General features: G+C 65.5%; 25 protein-coding genes and 3 tRNA genes. 11 read left to right on the top strand and 17 right to left on the bottom strand.

The genetic code is table 11. The features are described from left to right. Nucleotides 1-74: 74 nt before the first annotated feature. The 9 genes from DV709_RS06685 to DV709_RS06645 all read right to left on the bottom strand — a co-directional run bounded on the left by DV709_RS06685 (nucleotide 75) and on the right by DV709_RS06645 (nucleotide 7030). A complete protein-coding gene (locus DV709_RS06685; protein ID WP_117592855.1) occupies nucleotides 75-935 on the bottom strand; it encodes an ATP-grasp domain-containing protein in 861 nt (286 codons plus the stop codon). A gap of 131 nt (nucleotides 936-1066) precedes the next feature. Then, complete coding sequence (locus tag DV709_RS06680) at nucleotides 1067-1597, bottom strand: 50S ribosomal protein L16 (RefSeq protein WP_117592853.1); 531 nt, start codon at nucleotides 1595-1597, stop codon at nucleotides 1067-1069. Between the two features lie 175 nt (nucleotides 1598-1772). Further along, nucleotides 1773-2594: an endonuclease NucS gene (gene nucS, locus DV709_RS06675; RefSeq protein WP_117592852.1), complete on the bottom strand. Its 822-nt coding sequence runs from the start codon at nucleotides 2592-2594 to the stop codon at nucleotides 1773-1775. A gap of 237 nt (nucleotides 2595-2831) precedes the next feature. Beyond that, a complete protein-coding gene (locus DV709_RS06670; RefSeq protein WP_117592850.1) occupies nucleotides 2832-3026 on the bottom strand; it encodes a cold-shock protein in 195 nt (64 codons plus the stop codon). Nucleotides 3027-3168: 142 nt separating this feature from the next. Beyond that, nucleotides 3169-3672: an NUDIX domain-containing protein gene (locus DV709_RS06665; RefSeq protein WP_117592848.1), complete on the bottom strand. Its 504-nt coding sequence runs from the start codon at nucleotides 3670-3672 to the stop codon at nucleotides 3169-3171. 26 nt (nucleotides 3673-3698) lie between these two features. After that, a complete protein-coding gene (locus tag DV709_RS06660) occupies nucleotides 3699-5144 on the bottom strand; it encodes an MATE family efflux transporter (protein WP_117592846.1) in 1446 nt (481 codons plus the stop codon). 671 nt (nucleotides 5145-5815) lie between these two features. Next, nucleotides 5816-5889, bottom strand: a tRNA-Phe gene (locus tag DV709_RS06655). A 67-nt stretch (nucleotides 5890-5956) separates the two neighbouring features. Next, complete coding sequence (locus DV709_RS06650) at nucleotides 5957-6508, bottom strand: hypothetical protein (RefSeq protein WP_117592843.1); 552 nt, start codon at nucleotides 6506-6508, stop codon at nucleotides 5957-5959. Nucleotides 6509-6956: 448 nt separating this feature from the next. Beyond that, nucleotides 6957-7030: transfer RNA gene (locus tag DV709_RS06645), tRNA-Val, on the bottom strand. A gap of 92 nt (nucleotides 7031-7122) precedes the next feature. Between DV709_RS06645 and DV709_RS06640 the strand changes: the two genes are divergently transcribed. After that, complete coding sequence (locus DV709_RS06640) at nucleotides 7123-7668, top strand: DUF192 domain-containing protein (protein WP_117594169.1); 546 nt, start codon at nucleotides 7123-7125, stop codon at nucleotides 7666-7668. A 34-nt stretch (nucleotides 7669-7702) separates the two neighbouring features. Then, a complete protein-coding gene (locus DV709_RS06635) occupies nucleotides 7703-9646 on the top strand; it encodes an ABC transporter ATP-binding protein (RefSeq protein ID WP_117592841.1) in 1944 nt (647 codons plus the stop codon). Between the two features lie 31 nt (nucleotides 9647-9677). Here the strand turns inward: DV709_RS06635 and DV709_RS06630 are convergent, their stop codons facing one another. Then, a complete protein-coding gene (locus DV709_RS06630) occupies nucleotides 9678-10001 on the bottom strand; it encodes a DUF5789 family protein (protein WP_117592839.1) in 324 nt (107 codons plus the stop codon). A gap of 134 nt (nucleotides 10002-10135) precedes the next feature. Here DV709_RS06630 and DV709_RS06625 point away from each other — a divergent pair, with 134 nt between their 5' ends. Beyond that, nucleotides 10136-10876, top strand: a complete 741-nt coding sequence (locus tag DV709_RS06625; protein WP_117592836.1) for a creatininase family protein — start codon at nucleotides 10136-10138, stop codon at nucleotides 10874-10876. Here DV709_RS06625 and DV709_RS06620 read toward each other — a convergent pair whose 3' ends face one another. Together DV709_RS06620 and DV709_RS06615 are read right to left on the bottom strand one after the other, a co-directional pair. Beyond that, complete coding sequence (locus DV709_RS06620; RefSeq protein ID WP_117592834.1) at nucleotides 10877-11377, bottom strand: DUF5790 family protein; 501 nt, start codon at nucleotides 11375-11377, stop codon at nucleotides 10877-10879. A gap of 143 nt (nucleotides 11378-11520) precedes the next feature. Beyond that, a complete protein-coding gene (locus DV709_RS06615) occupies nucleotides 11521-11862 on the bottom strand; it encodes a dihydroneopterin aldolase family protein (RefSeq protein WP_117592833.1) in 342 nt (113 codons plus the stop codon). A 126-nt stretch (nucleotides 11863-11988) separates the two neighbouring features. On the opposite strand from DV709_RS06615, the gene azf reads away from it, so the two are divergent. Together azf and DV709_RS06605 are read left to right on the top strand one after the other, a co-directional pair. Next, nucleotides 11989-12750, top strand: coding sequence for an NAD-dependent glucose-6-phosphate dehydrogenase Azf (gene azf, locus DV709_RS06610; protein ID WP_117592831.1), 762 nt, complete (start codon nucleotides 11989-11991; stop codon nucleotides 12748-12750). Nucleotides 12751-12865: 115 nt separating this feature from the next. Continuing rightward, nucleotides 12866-13831: a TIGR03557 family F420-dependent LLM class oxidoreductase gene (locus DV709_RS06605; protein ID WP_117592829.1), complete on the top strand. Its 966-nt coding sequence runs from the start codon at nucleotides 12866-12868 to the stop codon at nucleotides 13829-13831. A 100-nt stretch (nucleotides 13832-13931) separates the two neighbouring features. On the opposite strand, the gene DV709_RS06600 is transcribed toward DV709_RS06605, so the two are convergent. Continuing rightward, nucleotides 13932-14243 carry a DUF7553 family protein gene (locus DV709_RS06600; RefSeq protein WP_117592827.1) on the bottom strand — a complete coding sequence of 104 codons (312 nt, stop codon included), beginning with the start codon at nucleotides 14241-14243 and terminating at the stop codon, nucleotides 13932-13934. 67 nt (nucleotides 14244-14310) lie between these two features. Between DV709_RS06600 and DV709_RS06595 the strand changes: the two genes are divergently transcribed. Further along, nucleotides 14311-15264 carry a hypothetical protein gene (locus DV709_RS06595; RefSeq protein ID WP_117592825.1) on the top strand — a complete coding sequence of 318 codons (954 nt, stop codon included), beginning with the start codon at nucleotides 14311-14313 and terminating at the stop codon, nucleotides 15262-15264. Between the two features lie 103 nt (nucleotides 15265-15367). On the opposite strand, the gene DV709_RS06590 is transcribed toward DV709_RS06595, so the two are convergent. Further along, nucleotides 15368-15988: a DUF309 domain-containing protein gene (locus DV709_RS06590; protein WP_117592823.1), complete on the bottom strand. Its 621-nt coding sequence runs from the start codon at nucleotides 15986-15988 to the stop codon at nucleotides 15368-15370. A gap of 370 nt (nucleotides 15989-16358) precedes the next feature. Here DV709_RS06590 and DV709_RS06585 point away from each other — a divergent pair, with 370 nt between their 5' ends. Next, entirely contained in the window at nucleotides 16359-17588 is a 1230-nt protein-coding gene (locus DV709_RS06585; RefSeq protein WP_117592821.1) for a hypothetical protein, read from the top strand. Nucleotides 17589-17783: 195 nt separating this feature from the next. Here DV709_RS06585 and DV709_RS06580 read toward each other — a convergent pair. The 3 genes from DV709_RS06580 to DV709_RS17670 all read right to left on the bottom strand — a co-directional run bounded on the left by DV709_RS06580 (nucleotide 17784) and on the right by DV709_RS17670 (nucleotide 19383). Next, nucleotides 17784-17856: transfer RNA gene (locus DV709_RS06580), tRNA-Arg, on the bottom strand. A 175-nt stretch (nucleotides 17857-18031) separates the two neighbouring features. Continuing rightward, nucleotides 18032-19207: an orc1/cdc6 family replication initiation protein gene (locus DV709_RS06575; protein WP_117592819.1), complete on the bottom strand. Its 1176-nt coding sequence runs from the start codon at nucleotides 19205-19207 to the stop codon at nucleotides 18032-18034. Then, complete coding sequence (locus DV709_RS17670; RefSeq protein WP_157972671.1) at nucleotides 19204-19383, bottom strand: hypothetical protein; 180 nt, start codon at nucleotides 19381-19383, stop codon at nucleotides 19204-19206. Before DV709_RS17670 ends, DV709_RS06575 begins: the two co-directional genes overlap by 4 nt. Before the next feature lie 463 nt (nucleotides 19384-19846). On the opposite strand from DV709_RS17670, the gene DV709_RS18000 reads away from it, so the two are divergent. The 4 genes from DV709_RS18000 to DV709_RS06555 all read left to right on the top strand — a co-directional run bounded on the left by DV709_RS18000 (nucleotide 19847) and on the right by DV709_RS06555 (nucleotide 23726). Next, nucleotides 19847-20392, top strand: a complete 546-nt coding sequence (locus DV709_RS18000) for a hypothetical protein (protein ID WP_198665659.1) — start codon at nucleotides 19847-19849, stop codon at nucleotides 20390-20392. A gap of 244 nt (nucleotides 20393-20636) precedes the next feature. Continuing rightward, nucleotides 20637-22130 carry a single-stranded DNA binding protein gene (locus tag DV709_RS06565; RefSeq protein WP_117592816.1) on the top strand — a complete coding sequence of 498 codons (1494 nt, stop codon included), beginning with the start codon at nucleotides 20637-20639 and terminating at the stop codon, nucleotides 22128-22130. Nucleotides 22131-22278: 148 nt separating this feature from the next. After that, the gene (locus DV709_RS06560; protein ID WP_117592814.1) at nucleotides 22279-22710 is read left to right on the top strand and encodes a histone; all 432 of its coding nucleotides are present in this window, start codon (nucleotides 22279-22281) and stop codon (nucleotides 22708-22710) included. A gap of 2 nt (nucleotides 22711-22712) precedes the next feature. Next, a complete protein-coding gene (locus DV709_RS06555) occupies nucleotides 22713-23726 on the top strand; it encodes a histone deacetylase family protein (protein WP_117592811.1) in 1014 nt (337 codons plus the stop codon). Nucleotides 23727-23732: the final 6 nt, after the last annotated feature.

Genomic DNA, 23732 nt, shown 5'->3' with positions numbered 1-23732 from the left:
ACACCGTCGTCACTCCCTCCAACGTTTCGTACCGCACACCGAGAGCGACAGTGAGCGACGACTCGGGGTTCTGGCTACTCGACCTGCCGCTTCACCAGCGCCGCCAACCGGTCGTAAAAGCCGGCGTCGTACTTCGCGTCGTCGTCGATGGTCGGCCGTGCGTTCGTCTCGCCGACGACGAGCCGATTTTCGGTTTCGAGGAGGTCGACGCCGAGGTACGGAACCTCCAGCGCCTCGGCGACGTCTTCGGCGAGGCGTCGGTGTCTCTCGGCCAGTTCGACGCCCGTCGCTTCCGCGCCGCGGTGGACGTTGTGCTTCCACCGCCCCGCCTCCCGCGCCTCCGTCGGTAACCGACGTTCGACGCCGCCGACGCACTGACCGTCGACGACCATCGCCCGGTAGTCTCGCGCGCCGGGCAGAAACTCCTGCAGGAGATACGACTTGTCGCCGGTCGCGTTGTAGTCGTGGACGAGCCGGAGATAGTCCGCTACACCCGACAGCGAGTCGGGGTCGTCGACGCGGACGATTCCCGCGCCGCGGGTCGTCGAGTTCGGCTTGACGACGACGGGGCCGTCGAACTCGGCGGCGGCGGCGAGGAGTTCGTCGTCGTCGACGGGGTTCGACACCATCGTCGTCTGCGGAACCGGGAGGCCGGCCCGCGAGAGCGCGGCGACGACGCCCGCCTTGTTCCGCGAGGTGAGCACGGCTTCGCGGTCGTTCACCCACGGAACCCCGTGGAGGGCGTCGAGCGCTCCGCCCTCCATCAGTCGCGTCGGGTAGACGAACCCCACGTCGAACGTCTCCGGAGGCGACGAGGTGAGTCGAATCGTTCGCCCGTTCGCGCGGAGGTGTCGAACGTCGACGCCGCGCGAGGCCAGCGGGTCGCGCATCCGCTCGAACGTCTCGGCGTCGGTCGTCACCGCGAGTCGGAGCATACGCTACGAGTTCGGTGGAGGAGGGAAAAGCGTGTGTGTCCGCCGTTCGGCGGTCGTTGGTGGTTTCGTCGATTAGGCGACGAGCAGTTCCTCGCCCTTCTCTGCGAGACGCGCGAGGAATCGCTCTCTCACTAGGCGACGAGCAGTTCCTCGCCCTTCTCGACGACGATGCGGCACGGCGGCGACATCTTGTTGTACGCGCGGCGGAAGGCGTCTTTCACCGTCTCGGCGTCTTCGGGGTTGCAGTAGGCGGTGAACACGGCGTCGTTGCGCTGGACGCGCGCGGCCGTGCCGACCGGCTTCCCGAACGCCTGGCGCATCCCGTCGGAGACGCGGTCCGCACCCGCACCGGTCGCCTGCTTGTTCTCGCGCAGGACGTGGTGGGGGAACTTGCGGAGCACCATCTTGTAGTTCGGCTGGCCGACGTGCTTCAGGAGCAGGCGGTTCGCCGACAGACGCGCCGATTCGAGCGAGCCGTGTCGAATCTGGCACTCCTCTTCGACGCGGAGGCTGATCTGGACCGGGTAGTCCTCCGGACCCGTCTGCAGGTTACCCATGTTGTGCTGTGCGATCTTCGAGCCAGGAATCCCCGTGATGTACTCACGCCGCGTGTACGGCTTTTTGGAGATCTCCCGGTACATTGAGGCCGGTTTGTCTGCCATAGTTACTTGGGCTGAACAAGGCCAACGCCGTGAATAAAGCCTTCGATGCGTCCTCTACGCGTTCTGCGACTCGTTGACACGGCTCCGGCCCTTCCGGTCCGCTCGCACCTCCCGGTCGCGGCGGCAGTGCGGTCGTCACCGTACGCGGACGACTGCGGCCGACAATCCCCGATTTTCAGTCCTCGCTCCCCTCCGGCGGCCGACCCGTCGTCGGGTCGAGCGCCACGAAGTCGAGGCCGCGCTCCGCTAACAGCGTCGCCGCCCGGTCGGTGACCGAGGGGGCGACCAGAACGCCGCGGACCGCCGCGCCGTCTCCGAACTCCTCGCGCAACGCGGCGACGTAGCGCTGGAGTTGGCCGGCCGCCGAGGGGCCGACCCGCCGCCGCTTCAACTCCACGGCGACGGCGCGGCCGTCGTCGTCCTCGCCGTAGATGTCGACCGGACCGGCGCTCGTCTGCCGCTCGGTCGAAAGCGGGAGAAAGCCCGGTTCGACGAGGTCCGGGTCCTCGAGGATGTGCTGGCGGAGGTCCTCCTCGCTCCCCTGCAAGTCGAGGTCGCGGCCGCCGGTCACCGACAGCGACGAGAACTGGTGGACCTGCTCGAAGCGTACGTCGAGCGTCTCTGCGGGCGTCGTGCGCTCGCTCCGAATCCGGAACTGCCCGTCTCGAACCGCCGCGTGGTGTTCACAGCCCGGCGGCTGCCAGTTCACCGGCGTCCGCTTCTCGTCGGTGTGGACGAGCGCCGCGCCGTCGGGTTTGAGAATCACGAGCCGGTTGCCGAGGCCGAGCGTGCTCGCGGCGCGGCCGTCGTACTCGACCGTACAGCGGCCGAACAGGGTCACCATGTCGCCGCGCTCGAACGCCTCCTCGACCTGCCAGAGCACTTCGCGGTGGGTCGGCCGGTGGAGCGTCACCGCGTGCGCTCTGCGGTTCGCCTCGGCGTGGTCGTGGCTCTCGCCGCTCTCGCCGCTCTCGCCGACCCGCTCGTCGTCCGTCATCCGTCGTCCGCGAACGTTCGGGCGGCGGCGACAAAAGCCAATCGCGTCCGTTCGTCGGTCCACTCGGCGACGGCCGGTTCGCCGAGCACCGTATCACGAGCGCCGAGGAGATTCTAGCCGTCTTCACCGCGGTCCCGAGTGAGCGCGGGTCGAACGTTCGGGGAAAGCTATCGCTCGCCGGAGGAGTTCAAATAGAACCGTGTTCGTGTGTGATCGGCGTTCTGAAAAGAACGACGCTTACAGTCGGGTGACGTTCGTCGCGCGCGGGCCCTTCGGGGCCTGCTCGATGTCGAACTCCACTTCCTGACCCTCTTCGAGGTCCGGGCCGCCGACGTCTTCCATGTGGAAGAACACGTCGTCGTCTGCGTCTTCAGTTTCGATGAATCCGTAACCGCCGGTGTCGTTGAAAAAGTCGACCGTACCTTTTGCCATTGCTTTTGAGAGAAGTCCGTCAGCACTCATAACGCTTCCGAGTCCGTACTGTTTGTCGAATCCGACAACCGCTTCGAGACGCGCTCTCGGCGACGAACTCGCGTAGGGAACGTCGCATCCCCTCACGCGGCCTCCCGAGTCGCTACAGGTACGGTTCGAGCAGGTCTCCGTCGTGGAGTCGCCGCGGAAGCGTCTCGAACCACCGCGCCGCCGTAATCTCGTCGGCGGTCAGGCCCAACCGCTCCGCGCTCGGTATCTCACCGTCCGCGCGGCCCGCGTAGACGACGTACTGCGCCGAGAACGCCGTCTCGCCGGCCGTTCCGTCTCCAGTTTCGGGGACGTACGTCTGTTCGACGACGACGAGCACCTCCCCGATTGTCGCGTCGAGTCCCGTCTCCTCGCGCACTTCGCGACGAGCGGCCTCGGCCGCACGCTCGCCGGGTTCGACCGCGCCACCGGGGAGAATCCATCCCCGGGACCACTGGTTTCGCACGAGCGCGATGCGACCCTCCGAATCGCACACCCGCGCCGCCGCGGCGAGTGCGGTTCCGTCCTCGGCCCACTCCCGGAACGACGCCAGTCGCGCTTCGGGGAGTCGTATCGTCTGCTGCTCGCGAGGTGCGTCGGGTGCGAGTCGGTCGGTCATGGGTGTCAGTCGTCAGTCGTCGGTTCTCAGTCGTCGGCGACAGCCGACCCCGGACGGAACTTACGGCTGACGAGCTTCCACTTGCCGGTGGAGAAGCGGTAGTAGTTGAGTGCTGCCGGCACGGTCGTCTCCGCGACGAACGAGAGGTACAGCCCCCAGTAGGCGAGCGACGTCGTCGCACCGAGGTACGCCACCGGAATCGAGAACGCGAACATCCCGAGTGCCTGGCTCAGGAAGGGCCAGGTGGTGTCGCCGCTGGCGTCGAGCGGCCCCGCCGAGGCCCCGCTGACGCCCTGCGCGATGACCGCGAAACAGGAGACGTAAACGAGCGTCACGGCGGTCGAAAAGGACGGGTCAGCACGTCCGCCGACGAACGCGAGGACGATCGGTTCGGCGAACACCGCGACGAGCGCCGCGGCGACGATGTAGGTGGCGACGGAGAAGCGGACGATTTCGCGACCGTACGCCTCCGCGGTCCGTTCGTTACCCGACCCCAGCTCCTGACCGACGAGGCTGCTCGACGCGAGACCGAAGCCCCAGCCGGGCGTGTTCATGATGCCCCAGATGCGACGGCTGATGACGTACGCGGCGAGCACAGGCGCACCGAACATGCCGACGATAGCGAGCATCGGGAAGTTGGCGACGGTCCACACCATGCTCCGGCCGACGACCGGGAGGCCGATCTCGGTTATCTGCCGCATCGTCGGCCAGTCGACGTACGCCCCCCTCAGGTCGATGGTGACGGGGAGGTCGCCCGCGCCTGGCAGGCGCCCGTTGACGAGGCCGACGGTGAACGCGACGGTGACCAACACGTTCGCCAGGAGGGTACCGAACGCCGCGCCCGCGACGCCCATGTCGAGACCGAAGATGAACAGCGCGCTGAAGACGATGTTCGATATCGCGCCGCCGGCGCGGACGAGCATCGGCGTCCACGCGTCGTCGAGGCCGATGTAGATGCGACTGCCGATGAGGTTGACGCCCGCGAAGGGGACCGCGAAGCCGACTATCTGGAGGTAGAGCGCGCCGAACGCGATTGCGTTGGCGTCGCCGTTGATGAGGGTGATGAGCTGGACGGGAAAGAAGACGAACGCGAGCATCACCGGGACCGTCGCGGCGACGACGACGAGGAGACTGGAACGAACCGCCTGTCCGAGTTCTTCGAACGCGTTCGCGCCGTATCGTTGCGAAACGAGCGCGATGGTCCCGGCGGCGAACCCGCCGCCGAGCGCGAACGCGATACCCCAGTAGGCGCTCGCGAGGCCGACGCCGGCGATGGCGGCGGGGCCGATAGCGATACCGACCATCGCGACGTCGACGGCGTTCTTCGACATGCGGGCGACGCCGGTGACGATGCGCGGCCACGAGAGGTCAGTGGTTCGACGGACGCGCTCGGGCGCGACGAGGCCGAGTCGCGCGAGGCCGAGGCCGATGAGCAATATCACTCCTCGAATCGGATTTGGAAGACGGGTCACTAGTTGCTAGTTCTATTTCGAACCGAAACTATAGCTCTTTCTTACTCGGAACCCCGTGGGAATAGATATCTCGACACGCGTAAACACGGCCTTCGGCGGGGAGGAGAACGTTCCTCCGGGGACTCACCGATCCGGCACGTGCGACCCGAACTGCGATACGGTTCGGCGTCGCACAGTTTCGCAACGCTCGGAGCTATTGGCCCGCTGTTTCGGGGGTGAGTGACTTCGTCACCGCGGTTATCGCCTTCCCGCTTCGGCTACTCCGGTCGTTGCTATAGCGGAAGCGGACCGCCGTGGCGCTCGGCTACTCGGTGGGCGACTGTCTCGTGAGTCTCTCAGCCAGTTAGTCGAGCGCAGCAGCTTCTCGGGTGAGGCTCGCGTAAAATCGAGATGCCGCCTCTCGGATTGTTAACTACGGCCGAGAACCTGCTCGCTTCACTCGCAGAACCTCGGTCTCGTTCAAATTCGTCCAGATGTATACCTGTGGCTCGCGAGGTTGCTCGTCGCAAAATCATGCCGCCTCCCGGATTTGAACCGGAGGAAGACATGCTCACTCGCTTCGCTCGTTGCGCGTGTCTTCCAGGGTTCAAATCACGGTCGATAGCATCGACAGATTCCGACTGAGTCGCTCGGCGACGAGACGCCTCGCTCGAAAGTCGGAATCAGAAGGATGCCGCCTCCCGGATTTGAACCGGGGACAGCTCGATCTTCAGTCGAGTGCTCTCCCAGTCTGAGCTAAGGCGGCGCACTCTGACGGATGCGGATGGGAGCAAAAAGGATTTCGGAACACGCCGACGGCGTGCCGACTGTTCTCACGCGACTTTCCGACGCTCTTCGAACTCGAACGTGCCCTCGTCCGTCGTCACCGTCGTACGGACGGTGATGTAGCCGTCGTTCTGTTTGATCTTCATCGCGTCGAGGTAGCCGAGTTCGACGCGAATCGTCTGCTCCTGCGTCTCCGCGGCGTCGACGGACCCGACTTCGACGCTCCCGTCCCACACTTCGTCGTCGTCGGCGAAGATGCGGACGGTCACGTCGATCTCGTCGACGGACTCGTTGCCGGTGTTTTTCACCTGCGCGGTCACGTCCCGACAGGTCGTTCCGCACTCTTCGATTTCACCGACCGAAAACCGGAGCGGTTGGTCGTACGCGTCCTGTACCGCTTCGTCGCCGCCGTCCGCCGCCTCGCTCGTACCGTCGCTTCCTCCGTCGCTTTGCACGTCCGACGGTGCGTCTCCGCCGACCTTATCGGTTACGTCACCGACCAAGTCCGCGGGCGAGAACCCGAGTGCCAGCGCGCCGCCGACGCCGGCGACGACGACGAGCGCGAGGACGCCGGTCGCTGTGAGCGCAGTTCGGAGCATTATATATTCACCAGTATCTGATTGTCTGCAAACCCTACTTGTATATATTTGTTGCTGTAACGAAGAGAAACTACATAGGAACTGGCACGAACTAATTCCGAACGTGCGACGAAAATTAGGGGGCTGAATGTCGTCTCTCGACACACAGTTTGAATATTTGATATTATTCGGACTCTGTCGAATTCGAGGGTCGAAGTCGGGCGTTCGGGTGAGCGAAAGGGGGCGCTGAAACTCGGGCGGATTCGACCCGCGAGAACTTCGTTCGGCTTTATCTCGCTCGTCGTCGGGTTCGACCGCCTTCTCAGCAGAAACCACACCCGCTACGCTCGCGGATCTGTATGGGCTCGGGCGGATTCGAACCGTGCCGAGACCTCACTTCGTTCGGTCTCGTCGGGTTCGACCGCCCTCAGTCACTAAAACACCGTTCGCTGTCGCTCACGGGTTTTAGTGGGCTCGGGCGGATTCGAACCACCGACCTCGGCCTTGTAAGGGCCGCGTCATAACCAGCTAGACCACGAGCCCGCGTATCTGCACGAATCGCTCCGCTCGAATAACTGTTTCTCTCTGTGACGAACCCCGGAACGCTTACTCGCGTGGGGTCCGTTCTCACGACCGTGCGCACGCGTGTCCTCGTCGGAGTCCTCGTCGTCTCTCTCTTCGCCGCGGGAGGTGTCGTCGCCTTCGACTACGTCCGCAGCCCCCCCGCCCCGAGCGAGTACGAGACGACGACGGTCACCACCGTCGACGGGAACGACGGAACCGAACTCGCGGCCGTCGACGTCCGAATCGCCGATACGCACAACAAACGCTACACTGGACTGAGCAACACCACGTCGCTCGACGACGGCGAGGGGATGCTGTTCGTCCACGACAGCGAGGGCGAGTACTCCTACGTCATGCGGAACATGGAGTTCCCGCTCGACATCGTCTTCGTCGACGCCGACGGGACTATCACGCGGATTCACCACGCGCCGCTGGACCCGGCCGACGAGTCCGAGGGCCAACTGACGCGCTACACCGGGCACGGAAAGTACGTCCTCGAAGTCCCCATGGGATATACGAACCGGACCGGCATCTCCGAGGGCGATAGGCTCCTGATTCCGAACGAAACCGCCGATGGAACCGCTACACCGAACCGGAGTATTTCGATTCGTAGGTAATGCTTTTTAACGGTCGTCTCCTGTTTCGGAGATAATGGGAACGGCCGTGGACGACGACGACCCCTTCGAAGCGCAGCGAGAGAACACAGAGAACCCGATGCGCCGACTGTTCGCCGAGTACGGTCGGCAGAACACCACGCAGTTCGTCGTCGGACTGTTCGCGAGCGTCGTCGCGCGGTTGCTCGACCTGCTCCCACCGGTAGTCCTCGGTATCGCCATCGACGCCGTCTTCGGCGACAAAGAGTACGCGCAGGCCGTCGCCGACACGGTTCCTCTCTCCGCGGCGGCCGTCTCCGGCGTGGTCCCGGCGACGCAGACCGAACAGTTCTACTTCTCGGTCGGACTCATCGCCTTCGGCTTCTTCGGCGGCGCGGTGTTTCACTGGACGCGTAACTGGGGGTGGAACTCCTTCGCGCAGAACATTCAGCACGCCATCCGCACCGACACGTACGACAAGATGCAGCGGCTGAACATGGACTTCTTCGCCGACAAGCAGACCGGCGAGATGATGTCCATCCTCTCGAACGACGTCAACCGCCTCGAACGGTTCCTCAACGACGGGATGAACTCCTTCTTCCGCCTGTCGGTGATGGTCGTCGCCATCGCGGCCATCCTCTTCTCGATGAACTGGCAACTGGCGCTCGTCGCGCTCCTCCCGGTGCCGCTCATCGCGCTGTTCACCTGGAAGTTCGTCGACATCATCCAGCCGAAGTACGCCGACGTTCGCTCCTCGGTGGGGACGCTCAACTCCCGACTGGAGAACAACCTCGGCGGGATTCAGGTGATAAAGACCTCCAACACCGAGACCTACGAGTCCGACCGCGTCGACGACGTCTCGATGGACTACTTCGACGCCAACTGGGACGCGATTCGGACGCGAATCAAGTTCTTCCCCGGCCTGCGCGTCCTCGCCGGTATCGGCTTCGTCGTCACGTTCTTCGTCGGCGGTCTCTGGGTGTTCGCCGGGCCGCCGGGTCCGTTCACGGAGGCGCTCAGCATCGGGCAGTTCGTCACGTTCATCGTCCTCACCCAGCGGTTCATCTGGCCGATGGCGCAGTTCGGACAGATAATCAACATGTACCAACGCGCCCGCGCCTCCTCGGCGCGCATCTTCGGTCTGATGGACGAACCCTCGCGCATCGTCGAAGACCCCGACGCCGACGAACTCGTCGTCGGTGAGGGCCGCGTCGAGTACGACGACGTGACGTTCGGCTACGACGAGGGCGAGACCATCGTCGAAGACGTCGACTTCGTCGTCGAGGGCGGCGAGACGCTCGCGCTCGTCGGCCCCACCGGCGCGGGAAAATCGACTATCCTGAAACTCCTGCTTCGGATGTACGACGTCGACGACGGGAAGATACAGATCGACGGACAGGACCTCCGCGACGTGACGATTCCGAGTCTCCGCCAGGCCATCGGCTACGTCAGTCAGGAGACGTTCATGTTCTACGGCACCGTCCGCGACAACATCGCCTACGGCGCGTTCGACGCGACCGACGAGGAGATCGTCGAGGCCGCGAGAGCCGCCGAAGCACACGAGTTCATCGAGAATCTCGCTGACGGCTACGACACCGAGATCGGCGAGCGCGGCGTGAAGCTCTCGGGCGGGCAGCGCCAGCGGCTCTCCATCGCCCGCGCCATCCTGAAAGACCCCGAAATCCTCGTCCTCGACGAGGCCACCTCCGACGTCGACACCGAGACGGAGATGCTCATCCAGCGCAGCCTCGACCGGCTCACGGAGAACCGAACGACGTTCGCCATCGCTCACCGCCTCTCGACCATCAAGGACGCCGACCAGATTCTCGTCCTCGAAGGCGGGCGGGTCAAGGAGCGCGGGACCCACGACGAGCTGCTCGGAAACGACGACCTCTACGCCCACCTCTGGGGCGTTCAGGCCGGCGAGATAGACGAACTGCCCGAGGAGTTCATCGAACGCGCCTCCCGGCGTCAGGCGCGTACCGACGCGCAAGACGACTGATGGTGTCGAAACCGTAACTCCAGAAGAGCCGCTAAATCGATTCCTGCTCGTCCTGCGACTGCTCGTTTCCGCGGTCGCTGTACCGCTGGCGGCCGACCGCCTCCGACCCGACCATGTTGAGCACCGCCTGCTTGACCTCCCCGGCGTCCTCGAAGTCCTGATCCGTCTCCTCCTGGTACGGCTCCATCACCTCGCCGAACGTCTTTGTCCCGTTCGAGAGTTCGAGCTCGTACTCGCCGTACTCGTCGACGAGTTCCTCGGTCGTCGTCGGGTAGTCGTGCGACTCGAGTTCGTCCTCCAGTTCGCCGAACTCGACGCCCAACTCGCGACTGTCGTCGGCTTCGTCGTTACTCATGCGGTTCTGGAGTCGACGGCCGGGCAGAAACCGATTCGCATGCGTCGGATTTTGTGAATAAGGCTGAGAGCCGAAGCCGCCTCCGAATCCGCCGAAATCGGGGGGTACAAGCCCCCGCGGCGAGTGCCGTCGATATGCACCTCACAGACGCCGCGTGGACCGACGTCCGCGACCTCGATACCGACCTCGCGCTCCTGCCGGTCGGCAGCACCGAGCAGCACGGCCCGCACGCGCCCCTCGGAACCGACGCCCTCACCGCCGAGGCGGTCGCCGCCGCGGGTGCCGATGCGTCGGACCGAGACGTCGTCGTCGGGCCGACCGTCCCCGTCGGCGTCGCCGAGGAACACCGACAGTTCCCAGGGACGCTTTGGGTTTCGGAGGAGACGTTTCGCTCGTACGTCCGCGAGACGGTTCAGAGCCTCGCGTACCACGGCTTCGACCGCGTCGTCGTCGTCAACGGACACGGCGGCAACGTCGGCGCGCTCCGCGAAGTGACCGCGAGAATCAGCCGTCGCGACGACGCCTACGCCGTCCCGTTCACCTGGTTCGAGGCCGTCGGCGAACACGCGACGCGGATGGGACACGGCGGCCCGTTGGAGACGGCGCTGCTCAGACACGTCGCTCCCGAGACGGTGCGCGAAGACCGGGTGGAGGAAGCGAGAGCGGGGGCGGCCGACCGGTGGGGCGAGTGGGTCGCGAGCGTCAACCTCGCGCACGACTCGGCGGAGTTCGCGGAGAACGGCGTCGTCGGCGACCCGAGCGACGGCGACGCGGCACTGGGCGAGGAACTGCTCGACGCGGCGGCGGCGGCGCTGGCACGCGTTCTCGACGCGGTCGCCGAGCGGGACGTGGCGCGGCCGGACCGACGGTCGTAGCTACTCTTCGTCTTCGTCGTCTTCTTCGTCGTCCTCGTCTTCGTCGTCCGCTTCGGCTTCGTCCTCCTCGTCCTCGTCGTCCGTTTCGGTCTCCTCGCTCGTGTCGGCTTCTTCGTGGGCCTCGTCCAACGCGCCGCGGAGTTGCGGAACCGTGCTGGCGAGTTCCCCGACGTTCGCGTGGGCCTCGGTTATCTGTTCGAGGAGTTCCTCGACCTCTTCGATGGCGTCCGCGAGGTCGTCGGCGTCCTCGAAGGCGTCGGCGCGTTCGCCGATGGTGTACCACTTCTTGGCCTGTCGGAGGTGGTCTTCGGCGTCGCCGGTGTCGAGCGCCGAGCGCAGACCGTTGAGCACGCCGAGGACGTTGTCGGCTTCCGTCTCCCAGATGTCGTCGCCCTCGGGGAGCGTCTCGCGTGCCGCCGAGAGGTGTTGTTCGACGTCTTCGCGCATCTCCGCGGCCGCCTCGCCGAACAGGTCGTCGTCGCCCAGTTGCGATTGGCTCATACCCGGCTTTTCGACCCGACTCGTTTTAAACGCACGCCCGAAAGTGAAAGTGAAATCGGAGGGCTGTCGGGGTCTCGGAGCCAAATTCTGTGTCGGAGCGAAAACCAGACGAAACGGTCGATGTCCGCGCCCCCTGTGCCGACTTACGCTTCGACGCTGACCAGTCTCATCAGCGGGTAACCGTCCTCCATCTCCATGCGCGTGCGGACGAGACAGCCCTCGTACCGGATCTCCATCTCGACTTCCATGAGCGAGCCGGTGAGTTCGGTGTAGCCGCTCTCGTGGTCGATTGCGGCGTCGACGCGGTCGTCGAGGATTTCGACCGCGACGGTCTCGCAGTGCGGTTGGTTCTCGATGGCCTCCGCCATCGCGGTTTCGAGACTCCGGGCGCTGTCGACGCTGACCGGCGTCCCGGCGAACTGGTGGTAGAGCGACCCGAACTTGATTCCCGCCTCGAAACACGCCTGCTCTGCGTCGGTGACCATGCGGAGTCGACTCGGTCGTCCGGTTAATCTCTGTCGGGCGACGGTGCGCCGTCGGCTCTCCGAGGCCGGCCGTCTTCGGGGCCGAACCGTGCGTTACTTAGCCTCCGTATATCCATCTACTACCGAATGGACGACCCGGTTTTACTGACGGGCGCGGGTGGGCGCGTCGGGCAAGCCATTCTCGGTGGTATCGGCGACGACCACGACTGGCGACTGCTCGACCGCGAACCGCTGGCAGACGAGAAACTCCCCCCAGGAACGACCCAGGACGACGTGTACGTCACCGACGTCACGGACCGCGAAGCGCTCGCTACGGCCGTCGAAGGCGTCGGCACTATCATCCACCTCGCCGGTGACCCGCGTCCGGAAGCGCCGTGGGACAGCGTCCTCCGGAACAACATCGACGGGACGCAGGCACTGTTCGAGGTGGCGGTCGACGCCGACGTCGAGAAGGTCGCCTTCGCCTCCTCGAACCACGCGGTGAGCGCCTTCGAGACCGACCGCCGGACGCCGGACATCTACCGCCCCGAGAGCGAGTTCCTCCTCGACGGTACGGAACTCCCCCGGCCCGGTAACCTCTACGGCGTGAGCAAAGCCGCCGGCGAGACGCTCGGTCGCTACTACTACGACCAGAGCGGCCTCTCGGTCGTCTGCGTCCGTATCGGCAACCTGACGCGCGACCACCCGCCTATCGACTACGAGCGCGGACAGGCGATGTGGCTCTCGTACCGCGACTGCGCGCACCTGTTCGACCGCTGCATCCGAGCCGACTACGGCTACGAGATCGTCTACGGCATCAGCGACAACGACCGCAAGTACTACTCCATCGAGCGCACCCGCGAGGTGCTCGGCTACGACCCGCAGGACAACTCCGCCGAGTTCGAGTGACCCCAACACTCATCACACCGAACTACGCTTAAGCGTCCGCTCGTTGCCCTCTCCCCCGCATGACCCCGAAGCGCACGCGAGAGCGGCGACACCGACGGCATCGGCGGAGGGCGCGATGACGAACTTCGGCTACACGCTGTCGAGCGAGGAGTTCGCCCCGAACGACCTCGTCGACTACGCGCGAGAGGCCGAGGAACGCGGCTACGACTTCGTCTCCATCTCCGACCACTACCACCCGTGGGTGAGCGAGCAGGGACACGCCCCGTTCGTCTGGTCGACGCTCGGCGGCGTCGCCACGGCCACCGAGGAGATCGACGTCGTCGTCGGCGTCTCCTGTCCCATCGTGCGGATACACCCGGCCATCCTCGCGCAGGCGACGGCGACGACGGCGCGGATGCTCGGCGACCGCTTCGTCTGGGGCGTCGGCACCGGCGAGAACCTCAACGAGCACATCCTCGGCGACCACTGGCCGCCGCACCGCGTCCGGCTGGAGATGCTCGAAGAGGCCGTCGAAGTCGTCCGAAAGCTCTGGGACGGCGGCCAGACCAGCCACTACGGCGAACACTACACCGTCGAGAACGCGCGCCTGTTCACGCGCCCCGAGGAGACACCGCCCATCGCCGTCTCGGCGTACGGCGAGCGCGCGGCGACGGCCGCCGCCGACTTCGGCGACGGCTTCTGGTGCGTCGGCCCGCAGGAGGAACCGCTCCGGGCGTTCGAGGAGAACGGCGGCGAGGGGCCGAAGTTCGCGCAGATGACCGTCTGCTACGCCGAGGACGAGGACGAGGCGGTCGAGACGACCTACGAGCAGTGGCCGAACTCGTTCGTGCCCGGCGAACTCGCCTCGATACTGCCGACGCCGACGCACTTCGAGCAGGCGTCGCAGGCCGTCTCGAAGGAGGACGTCCGCGAGGCCGACAGCGTCGTCACCGACCCGGACCCGGAGACGCACATCGAGAGCGTCCAACAGTTCGTCGACGCGGGCTACGACCACGTCTACGTCCACCAGGTCGGCGACGACCAGGAGTCGTTCTTCGAGTTCTACGAGAACGAGGTCTGGCCGTCGTTCGACTTCGACTGAGCCGTTTTCGACCGAATCGCTTTCGACCGAATCGCTTTCAACCGAATCGCTTTCAACCGCCGTCGACTTCGTCGCAGTCCCCCGGCGATTCGCGCCGCCCTCACCGCTCTCCGTCGGTCGGAATCCCCCGCTCCTGTCGGTACTGGTCGAGGTAGTCGCGGGCGGTTTCGAGCCGCTCCTGTATCCAGTGGTCGTCGTCGAACTCGTTCGCCAAGCCGACGATTTTCTCCTCGACCTGTTCGACGCGGTCCTCCCTCGGCGGTCCGTCGGCCTCGACTTTGTCGCCGCCGCCGAGCTCCATCAGCCCCTCGTCGAGCGAGAGCAGGTGCTCGCGCGTCTCTCCGTCGGCGCGCTCGCTCGCTCGGCGAATCTCCGCTCGCGCGTCCTCGATGGGTTCGTCGGAGTGTTCCATACCGACTGTCCAGTCTACACACCGAAAGGTGTGGAGCCTCAATAGGCAAGCCGTGGTATCTCCCGGCATGGTCACCACCAAACTCACCGACCTCGACCGGTCCGTTCTGGCGCGGTTGCGCGGCAACCAACTCACGGCGGCCGAGTTGGCCGACCGCCTGACCGCCGACGTCGACGCAGACGCCGTCTCCGAGCGACTGGTTCGGATGGCGGACAACGACCTCGTGCGGCCGCTCGTCGACGACCGCGGTAGCGACGACGATGCCGACCGCGGCGACGACAGTGATGTCGACCGCGGCGACGACGGTGATGACAACCGCGGTGGCGACCGATACGCGCTCACCGAGAGCGGTCGCCGAGTGCTGCAAGCGCCCAACACGGCGGCCGCCGACGAGGCCATCGACCTCCCACCGAGCGTCCGGGAGGCGCTCGCGGACTCGTCGGTCGGCGTCGACTGCGCCGAGACGGTCAAACACGCGTTCACGTTTCTCAGAGAGTGGGAGACGGCGACGGTACCGGAGCTGAAGGCGGGCGTCTTCCCGGAGACGTCGACCGGCTACCGCGACGCCGACGAGTGGTGGGACGACTGCGCCCGCGAGGTGCTCGCGGGACTGCCCCGCATCGAACCCGGCGACGAGACGGCCCCGTTCTGGCGGTACGTCGGCGATTCCGCCGCCGACGGGACCGTCGACGACGCCGACACGGACGGACGTGCGGTGCTCAGAGGTCGAGACGGCGGTCCGCGGTACGCGAATCTCACGCACGTGCTGGTCGACCGGGGTGTGACGAGCGAGCAGCGACTCGCCGCGGCGGCGGCGTTCGACGCGCTCCGCAAGCGGGGCGAGGCGACGACCGAGGAACTCCGCACGGCCGCGTCGGAAGCAGTGCCCGACGCGGAGAGTGAGCGGCCCGACGACCGATGGTTTCGAGACGAACTCCCGGAGCTACTCGCCGCCGTTCCGCTGGTCGGCCGCCTCGACGACCGGTGGCGAGTACCGTCGGACGACTCAGACGCTCGGTAGTTCGGCGCTCGCGACTCCTTCGACGTCTGTGACCCCCTCGCGCCTACGACTCTCTCGGCGCCTACGACCCCTCCGACGTCCGCGACTCCTTCCACGTCTGTAGCTACTCGAACAGTCCCTCGACGTCGCGTCGTTTCTGCTCGCGGCGTTCGAGGTGGTCGCAGAGCCGTCGGTAGACGACCGGTCGTTCGGCGTCGCTCCCGACCGCGAAGTCCATCACGAGGGCGATGTAGCGCGTCCGACGGCCCTCGTCGCGTTCCTCGCGAGCCGCGTCGATACCCGCTTCGACGCGGCCCTCGTCGAATCGACCGTCGTGTTCGGCGCGGACACGAGCGACCACCGTCGCCGCCTCGAAATCCAAATCGTCGAGTGAGAGCACGTCGCCCTCGTACGTGAGCGGTATCGGTCGTCGCCGTTCGATTCGCTCGGGGTCGGCCGCGAGCCGCGCGAGCTCCGTCCGAACGGCGCCGAGGTTCACGCCTCGACAGTCGGCGGGGAGCCCCGCGAGATACTCACCGGCGCTCTCGGCGAGCCGCCGCGCGCCGCTCCAGTTCCGCTGCCGGGCGTGGTAGACGACGGCGGTGTACTGGATGAGCCCGTGGAGCAGTCGCTCGTCGGCGCTCTCGTCGTCGGCGTCGAGCCACCGCTTCTCCCACGCGTCGTGGGCGTCGTGGTACTCGCCGGCGTTGTAGATGGATACTCCCGCCCGGAGCGCGTCCTCCATACCGGACGAGTCGGTCGCTCCGGGTAAAACGATAGCGCGGGAGAGCCGACGCTGGCGGACCCAGTCGCGACCTGATGGGGCGGCGTACGGTATCCACTCTACGACTCTCAGACAGATAGTCAAGTATCTGAGACGTACAGTGTCTCCTCGGTGAGTTTCGGCAGTCGATGTCGTTTATATTTCGGTGAGATACCCACGCACCGACTACTATTCGGGAGAGGACACTTCCACTTCTCAACTACTATTCTTGTAGCGACACTTTTTGCTTCACGAGCAGAAGCGGAACACTATATATTCGATTTCGGTAGCGTTCGGCGGAGCATATTTCGTGCAAGATACTGATAACTCCACTCCGTCTGAGAAAAGGGCTATGTCACTGCAGTCGAACGGCGAGCACTCCCGCTCGACCGGTCGACGACCGTTCCTCCGCGGCGTCGGTGCGACGCTCGCGGCGGCGACCGGTCTCGGAACCGCCGGGGTCGCGGCCGCGGACCCTTCTACCTATCTCGAAGCCGTCGGTGACGGCTTCTACTCGTTCGACACGTCCGGCGAGATAATCGACGGCGGACGAGCGAACACGGACAAAGAGGACGACATCGACGGACGGTCCGCCAGCGGCGAGGTCGCCAACGACGGCACCGATTCGTACTACTTCGAGGGCGAACTCGTCGCGCTGAACGCCGACGACGGCGTCACCGTCACGGTCGACGGCGACGAAGTAGACCCCTCGGAGTTCGACTCGGCGGACGCCGACGAGGGTCGCGGTGAGACGCCCGGCGAGGAAGGAGACGAAGAGATCGGCGGCAGCGACTACGAGACCATCGTCGTCGACGCAGGCGAGACGTACGACGTGAGAGTCTGGGGCGGCGAGACGCTCGAGAACGTCCTCTACGACATCACCGCCGACGGTGCGGCGCTCAACATCGACGCCAGTGGAAACGACTGGGCTATCCGAAACATCGGTGTCAGAGGCGAGTACGAGGACCCGTCGATGGACAACTTCTTCACCTTCGAGGTGACCGACGACGACGGAACCGGTCTGGTCGAGAACGTCTACGCCGCCGAGGGGAGCTACGAGACGGACTTCGCGTTCGTCCGCAAGGCCCACGAAGGCGAACTGACGATCCGCAACGTCTACCTCGAAGGGTGGCAGGAAGGCATCTACGGCAGCGCCCCCGGTATCGACGCCGGCGGCGGCGACGGACCCGTCCACATCGAGAACTGCTACGCGAAGAACAACGGCGTCGCCAACTACCGCCTCGGCAGCGACGGCTCCTACGTCCGGGACTCCGTCGCCCACGTCGACGCGCGGACGTCCTACTCCGGGTACTCGCGCGGCGTCTGGGTTCGCAACGGCGGCGACGTGGAGGCCTCGGGGATGAATATCCTCATCGACTACGAGAACGCCGCCTGGGGCGTCGTCGAGAACGACAACATCGAGACCGGCGGCGTCGTTCACCTCGCCGAGTCGTCGGTCGAATCGCGCGGCGGCCGCGGCGACATCGACGGCACCGTCGAGACGAACGACATCGACGACGACGCGGACGTGGCTGTCCCCGAGGGCGTCCCGCAGAGCGCCGAGGAAGCCGCGAGCCGGTAAGCACCGACTCGTCCGCGTCCGACCGGCCGGTCACCGGTCTCACAGAGAACTTAACGCATTTTTGCTCAGTCGAACTCGGCGGCGACGCCTGCGACTCGGAGCGTTCGCACGGTCGTTCGCGGAAAATGTAGCGTCCTGACGGAGTCTCGCGCGAACGTAGCGAGCGCGAGGCTCGTCAGGTTTGAACGAAGTGAACGTCCTGACGGAGATTTGAACTCCGGTCCCTGGCTCCGCAAGCCAAGAGGATAGTCCACTACCCTACCAGGACTCATCCATCGATACACCCGACCTACATAAGTGGCTTCCGATTCGAGGACACTGGACGGTACGGTATCGCGGCACATTCGGCAGACGGCGTGTAGTCGATTCGACGAATCGTCGTTCTCGACTCCGACACTCACACACCGAAATCAAAGTGTTCCGGCGGGAGCGACGGGGGTGCGTTACTCGGAGACGACCTCGAAGACGGCTTCGGCGTCGACGGAGAGGTCGTACTGATAGAACTGACCGCCGGCGCGCCCCTTGTTGGTCCGGCGCTGCTCGACGAAGCCGAGCATCGTGAGGTCGGCGAGGTGGTCGCGTACCCGGTGTTCGCCGAGGGGGTCGCTGCCGGCACCGCGGGCGACGCGCTCGTAGACGGGGAGGAGTTCCTTGAGTCGGAGCGGCGTCTCCTGTCTGCCGTACGCGCGTGCGAGCGAGAGGAGGATGCACTTGCCGTGTGCGGTCAGGTCGCGGATACCGTCTTTCAGCCGCCCGCGCTCGACGCGGGTCACTGCCTCGTCGACGTCCGTCTCTCCGACTTCGTCTCGGCCGTCGGCGTCGGCGACGTTGCCGGCCTCGCGCAGCAGGTCGATGGCCTGCCGGGCCGACCCGCTGTCTCTGGCCGAGATAGCGGCGCATTTCGGGATGACCGCGCCGTCGAGGACGTCCTCTTTCATCCCCTTGTCCGCGCGGTCTTCGAGAATCGTCCGGAGTTCGGCGGCGTCGTAGGGCGGGAACTTGATCTCGTCCTCCTGGAGCGTGTCTTTGACCTTCGAGGAGAGGTTGTCCCGGTAGGTGTAGTCGTTGGAGATGCCGATGACGCCGACGTGGCTCCGCTCGACGTAGTCGTTGGCGGAGGCGCGGGGGAGCTCGTAGAGAATCTGGTCGTCGTCGCCGAGGAAGTCGATTTCGTCGAGGATGACGTAGACGGTTCCCTCGCGGCGCTCGACCTCCGAGTAGAGCATATCCATCGCGTCGGCGAAGCCGTACCCCTTCCCGATCTCCTCGCGGTCGGTAGCGCGCCGCATCTCGTTGACCAGCGCGACGGCGGCTTGATACGACGACGTGTGATGCCCGCAGTTCACCTTCACGACGTGGATGTCGACGCCCTCGTCGCGGCGTTCGGCTTCCGACGAGAGCATCTGGGTCACGTGGTCGGTGACGACGGTTTTACCGACCCCGGTGTTGCCGTAGACGATGATGTTCTTCGGCGTCTCCCCGAACAGGGCGTCTTCGAGATATCCGATGTACTCCGAGATCTCCTCGTCGCGTTCGAGAATCTCGTCGGGGTCGTACCCCTCTTTGAACACGTCCTTGTTCGTGAAGACGTTTCGCTCGGTTCTGAATGTCGTCCTCATCTTCTGTTGCTGGCCTGTCTCTCTCGAACGCACAGATATAGCTGACGTTCTATGTGTTCTAACTGTTCTATCTGCTTTTTCGGTTCTCTCTCCCCTCTCCGTTCTCTCCCGTTTTTCCTCTCTCCGTTCTCCCCCGTTTTTCGGTCCTGCCTGCTCTTCCCGTCCTGTTTCACCATCGTCGGGGACACAGACACCGTATTCTAAGTGTTCTTAGATAGAAACCCGGAGACGGCGACGACACACCTATTGCCGGTAGGGACAGATATTTGTACAACTTGCTGTCTCTCGCACTTCACTCGCCGAGCAACGATACAACACTTAGAAACTGGTGTGTCTGTGTCTCGCCTCCCTCGATTATCGTTCTCTGCTCCGGAACTCCGAGCGCGAGAAATTCTTGGCTCCGTGAGACAGTCGACGAGTCGGTGCGCCGTCACGTCGACTCTGGTATCCTCGACCACAGGCGAAAACTGGCTGAAGCGACAGAAGAAACACTTAGAATACGGTGTGTCTCCCTCCCAACACCGCGCTCGGCGGTCGCTTCGACGACGGCGACGGCGGCTACCGCCGGTCGATGCAGTAACACAAAGAGTATTTTGACCATTGCAAAAGAATATGAAATGAGGTCGCGTTGGCACCGCCATGAACCGACGAACGCTGCTCGCACGAACGGCCACGCTCGCCGCAGTCGGCGTCGCCGGCTGTACCAGTGATGGTACCAGCGACGACGGCAACAGTGGTGACGACAGTAATAGCGGCAACGACAGTAATAGCGACAACGACAGCAACAACGGGAACGATGGGTCGAGCGGTGACGAGTCGACCGAGGACGCGACGAAACTCGTCGACCAGACGTTCGAACGCACGGGTGACTGTGAGCAGGCGGGGTCGGCGACGGTCACCCGCGACGGCGAGAGCGTCGTCGTCGAAGGATGCATCCGGGGCAGAAACGGCTGCGCCGTCGCCGTTCTCGGCGACGTGCAGTACGACGCCACCGAGGACCACCTCACCGTCGTCGTGGCGACCGAAATCGACCGAGACGACGACGAAGTCTGTTCACAGGCGCTCGTCAGCCGCGGTTACAGAGCGCGCGTCGAGTTCGACGGCGGCGCGCCCGACACCGTCGACGTCGTCCACGACGGGGCCGACGGTCGGAGCACCGTGACTACCTCGAACGCAACTCGGTAGTTCGAGAACCCACCCCGTCCCCGAAGGCGCGTCTGACGGCCGCACGGCTCCGAGCGTTTTTGTTCGATGGCGGGACCACTCTCGGCTGTGAATCTCCCCGTCGCCGCTACGAAAACCGACAGACTGCGTCGCGCTACCACGGCAAGGACAACGCTTAAGCGCGGGCCTTCCCTGCTTCGCTACACGATTATGGGTGTCGCAGATTCTACGGATTGGGAACACCGACCGCAGGGGTGGTCGTGAGATGGGCGCGATAGAAGAGGTGTACGAGGACCTCGACACCGAGGTCGAGTTCGAGGAGTTCGAGGCCGCGGTCGAAGAGAAGGTCGAGCAGATGGGCGGCCTCGCCGACGAGGAGACGGCGGCGATGCTCATCGCCCACGAACTCCGCGACGAGGAGGTCAACGGCATCGCCGACGTCGAACCGGGGATGGACGAGGTGAAGTTCCTCGCCAAGGTCGTTAGCGTCGGCGAACTCCGGACGTTCGAGCGCGACGGCGAGGACGAGGACGGCCGCGTCGTCAACGTCGAAGTCGCCGACGAGACGGGGCGAATCCGCGTCTCCTTCTGGGACGAGATAGCCGAGTCCATCGCCGACGGCGAACTCGAAGTCGGCCAGGTGCTCCGTATCAAGGGCCGTCCGAAAGACGGCTACAACGGCGTCGAGGTGAACGTCGACCAGGCCGAACCGGACCCCGACGCCGAAGTCGACGTGCAGATTCTCGACAGCTACCGCGTCGAAGACATCTCGCTCGGACTCTCGGACGTGAACCTCAAGGGCCAGGTGCTCGACAGCGGCACCGTCCGCACCTTCTCTCGCGACGACGGTTCGGAAGGTCGCGTCTCGAACCTCGCGCTCGGCGACCCGACCGGACGGATCCGCGTCACGCTCTGGGACGACAAAGCCGACCTCGCCGAGGAGTTCAGTGCCGGGGAGAGCGTCGAAGTCGTCGACGGCTACGTCCGCGAACGCGACGGCAACCTCGAACTTCACGTCGGCTCGCGGGGGGCAATCGAGCGCCTCGACGAGACCGTCCAGTACGTCCCCGAGACGACCGACATCGGTTCGCTCGAAATCGGACAGACCGTCGACATCGCCGGCGGCGTCGTCGAGGCCGACCCCAAACGGACGTTCGAGCGCAACGACGGCTCCGAGGGACAGGTCAGAAACATCCGCGTGAAGGACGACACCGGCGACGTTCGCGTCGCTCTCTGGGGAGAGAAAGCCGACACCGAGGTCGAACTCGCCGACCACGTCGTCCTCGCGGACGTGGAGATAAAGGACGGCTGGCAGGAGGATATCGAGGCCTCGGCCGGGTGGCGCTCGACCGTGACCGTCCAGAAGGACGCCCCGGCCTCCGGTTCGAGCGAAGACGATGCGGCCTCGAACGCGAACGCGAACGCCGGAGGTCTCTCGGCGTTCGGTGGCGAATCGGACGGGAGCCCCGACGCCCCCGACAGCTCCGAGAGCGTCGACAGCTCCGAGAGCGCCGGCGGTTCGGGCAGCTCAGCGGCCAGCGGCGCCGCCACCGCAGCAGTCGGAGCCGAAACCGAGAACGCCGACGGCGAGACGGTCGAATTCACCGGCACCGTGGTCCAGGCTGGCGACCCCGTCATCCTCGACGACGGAACCGAGACGCGAAGCGTCGACACCGGCGCGAAGCTCCGACTCGGCGAGACGGTCACCGTCCGCGGGACGCTCTCGGGCGACCGCATCGACGTCGACGAAGTGCTCTGAAGCGTCGCACCCGATGGGGTGTCCGATGGCTTTCGTACGTTTCGTACCGCTGCGTTCCCGAGATTCGTCGACTCTCGCACTCCCGTGTAAACCGCAGACCACGTCACCAACGCAAAGCATTATACACCGCACCGACTGGTATCAGGGTATGAGTGTCGAGTTACCGTTCGCCCCCGTCGATACGCTCATCCGGCGGAACGCGGGCGAACTCCGAGTCAGCGCCGACGCGGCCGAAGAACTCGCACGTCGCATCCAGGTCCACGGCGCGCGACTCGCCGAGGACGCCGCCGAGCACGCGACGGTGGACGGTCGAAAGACACTGATGGCCGAGGACTTCGGCGTCGAACAGGTCGTCAGTCGCGACGCGCTCGAACTCCCCATCGCCCCCGTCGACCGCATCGCGCGGCTCGAGATCGACGACCAGTACCGCGTCTCGATGGAGGCGCGCATCGCGCTCGCGGACATCCTCGAAGATTACGCGAACAACGTCGCGAGCGCGGCCACCAAACTCGCCCACCACGCTGACCGGCGCACCGTCCAGGCCGAAGATATCGAGACGTACTTCTCCCTCTTCGAGTAGCGATGAAATTCGGCTACAACGAGACGTGCCTCGAACACGACACCGGCCCGCGCCACCCGGAGACGGCCGACCGCCTCCGAGCCATCCGAGAGGGACTGAAGAAACGCCACGGCGTCGAGTACGTCGACGCCGACCCCGCCACCGAGGAGGCGGTCGCGAGCGTCCACGACGACGACTACGTCGAGGAGGTCAAGGAGTTCTGCGCCAGCGGCGGCGGCAACTGGGACCCCGACACCGTCGCCTGCGAGGAGACGTGGGACGCCGCGCTCGCGAGTGCTGGACTCTCGCAGTGGGCCGTCCGCGCCGCGCTCGACGGCAACGACGGCCGAAACACCCCGTTCGCGCTCGGACGACCGCCGGGCCACCACGCCGTCTTCGACGACGCGATGGGGTTCTGTTACTTCAACAACGCCGCCGTCGCCGCGCAGACGGCCATCGACGAGGGCGACGCCGACCGCGTCGCCATCTTCGACTGGGACGTCCACCACGGCAACGGCACGCAGGACATCTTCTACGACCGCGGCGACGTGCTGTACGCCTCGGTCCACGAGGACGGCCTCTACCCGGGGACGGGCGAACTCGACGAGACCGGCGAGGGTGACGGCGAACTCGCGACGTTCAACGCGCCGCTCTCCGCCGGCGGCGGCGACGCCGACTACCTGCACGTCGTCGAGTCGGGGCTCGGGCCGGTCTTCGAGTCGTTCGCGCCCGACCTGGTCATCGTCAGCGCCGGGTTCGACGCCCACCGCTACGACCCGATTTCGCGGATGCGCGTCTCCACGGAGGGCTACGCGCTCCTGACCGACGCCGTCCGAACGCTCGCCGACGAGAACGACGCCGCGCTCGCGTTCGTCTTGGAGGGGGGGTACGGCCTCGACACGCTCTCGGAGGGCGTCGCAACCGTCCACGAGACGTTCGACGGCCGTCGACCGCTGGACCCCGAGGAGGACCCCGACGAGGAGACGAGGGAACTCGTCGACGACTTGCTCGACCGCTACGGTCTCGACTCGGCGTAAGCGACG

The sequence above is a fragment of the Haloprofundus halophilus genome, assembly GCF_003439925.1.
GTDB classification, from domain to species: Archaea; Halobacteriota; Halobacteria; order Halobacteriales; family Haloferacaceae; genus Haloprofundus; species Haloprofundus halophilus.
This window is presented reverse-complemented; position numbering and strand designations above follow the sequence as displayed.

Coding starts and splice junctions, on each gene's coding strand:
- DV709_RS06555 (WP_117592811.1), top strand. CDS start 22,713: ATGAAATTCGGCTACAACGAGACGTGCCTCGAACACGACACCGGCCCG.
- DV709_RS06650 (WP_117592843.1), bottom strand. CDS start 6,508: ATGCTCCGAACTGCGCTCACAGCGACCGGCGTCCTCGCGCTCGTCGTC.
- DV709_RS06585 (WP_117592821.1), top strand. CDS start 16,359: ATGTCACTGCAGTCGAACGGCGAGCACTCCCGCTCGACCGGTCGACGA.
- DV709_RS06620 (WP_117592834.1), bottom strand. CDS start 11,377: ATGAGCCAATCGCAACTGGGCGACGACGACCTGTTCGGCGAGGCGGCC.
- DV709_RS06680 (WP_117592853.1), bottom strand. CDS start 1,597: ATGGCAGACAAACCGGCCTCAATGTACCGGGAGATCTCCAAAAAGCCG.
- DV709_RS06590 (WP_117592823.1), bottom strand. CDS start 15,988: ATGGAGGACGCGCTCCGGGCGGGAGTATCCATCTACAACGCCGGCGAG.
- DV709_RS06635 (WP_117592841.1), top strand. CDS start 7,703: ATGGGAACGGCCGTGGACGACGACGACCCCTTCGAAGCGCAGCGAGAG.
- DV709_RS18000 (WP_198665659.1), top strand. CDS start 19,847: ATGAACCGACGAACGCTGCTCGCACGAACGGCCACGCTCGCCGCAGTC.
- DV709_RS06575 (WP_117592819.1), bottom strand. CDS start 19,207: ATGAGGACGACATTCAGAACCGAGCGAAACGTCTTCACGAACAAGGAC.
- DV709_RS06600 (WP_117592827.1), bottom strand. CDS start 14,243: ATGGAACACTCCGACGAACCCATCGAGGACGCGCGAGCGGAGATTCGC.
- DV709_RS06595 (WP_117592825.1), top strand. CDS start 14,311: ATGGTCACCACCAAACTCACCGACCTCGACCGGTCCGTTCTGGCGCGG.
- DV709_RS06565 (WP_117592816.1), top strand. CDS start 20,637: ATGGGCGCGATAGAAGAGGTGTACGAGGACCTCGACACCGAGGTCGAG.
- DV709_RS06685 (WP_117592855.1), bottom strand. CDS start 935: ATGCTCCGACTCGCGGTGACGACCGACGCCGAGACGTTCGAGCGGATG.
- DV709_RS06670 (WP_117592850.1), bottom strand. CDS start 3,026: ATGGCAAAAGGTACGGTCGACTTTTTCAACGACACCGGCGGTTACGGA.
- DV709_RS06630 (WP_117592839.1), bottom strand. CDS start 10,001: ATGAGTAACGACGAAGCCGACGACAGTCGCGAGTTGGGCGTCGAGTTC.
- DV709_RS06615 (WP_117592833.1), bottom strand. CDS start 11,862: ATGGTCACCGACGCAGAGCAGGCGTGTTTCGAGGCGGGAATCAAGTTC.
- azf (WP_117592831.1), top strand. CDS start 11,989: ATGGACGACCCGGTTTTACTGACGGGCGCGGGTGGGCGCGTCGGGCAA.
- nucS (WP_117592852.1), bottom strand. CDS start 2,594: ATGACGGACGACGAGCGGGTCGGCGAGAGCGGCGAGAGCGGCGAGAGC.
- DV709_RS06605 (WP_117592829.1), top strand. CDS start 12,866: ATGACGAACTTCGGCTACACGCTGTCGAGCGAGGAGTTCGCCCCGAAC.
- DV709_RS17670 (WP_157972671.1), bottom strand. CDS start 19,383: ATGGTGAAACAGGACGGGAAGAGCAGGCAGGACCGAAAAACGGGGGAG.
- DV709_RS06625 (WP_117592836.1), top strand. CDS start 10,136: ATGCACCTCACAGACGCCGCGTGGACCGACGTCCGCGACCTCGATACC.
- DV709_RS06560 (WP_117592814.1), top strand. CDS start 22,279: ATGAGTGTCGAGTTACCGTTCGCCCCCGTCGATACGCTCATCCGGCGG.
- DV709_RS06665 (WP_117592848.1), bottom strand. CDS start 3,672: ATGACCGACCGACTCGCACCCGACGCACCTCGCGAGCAGCAGACGATA.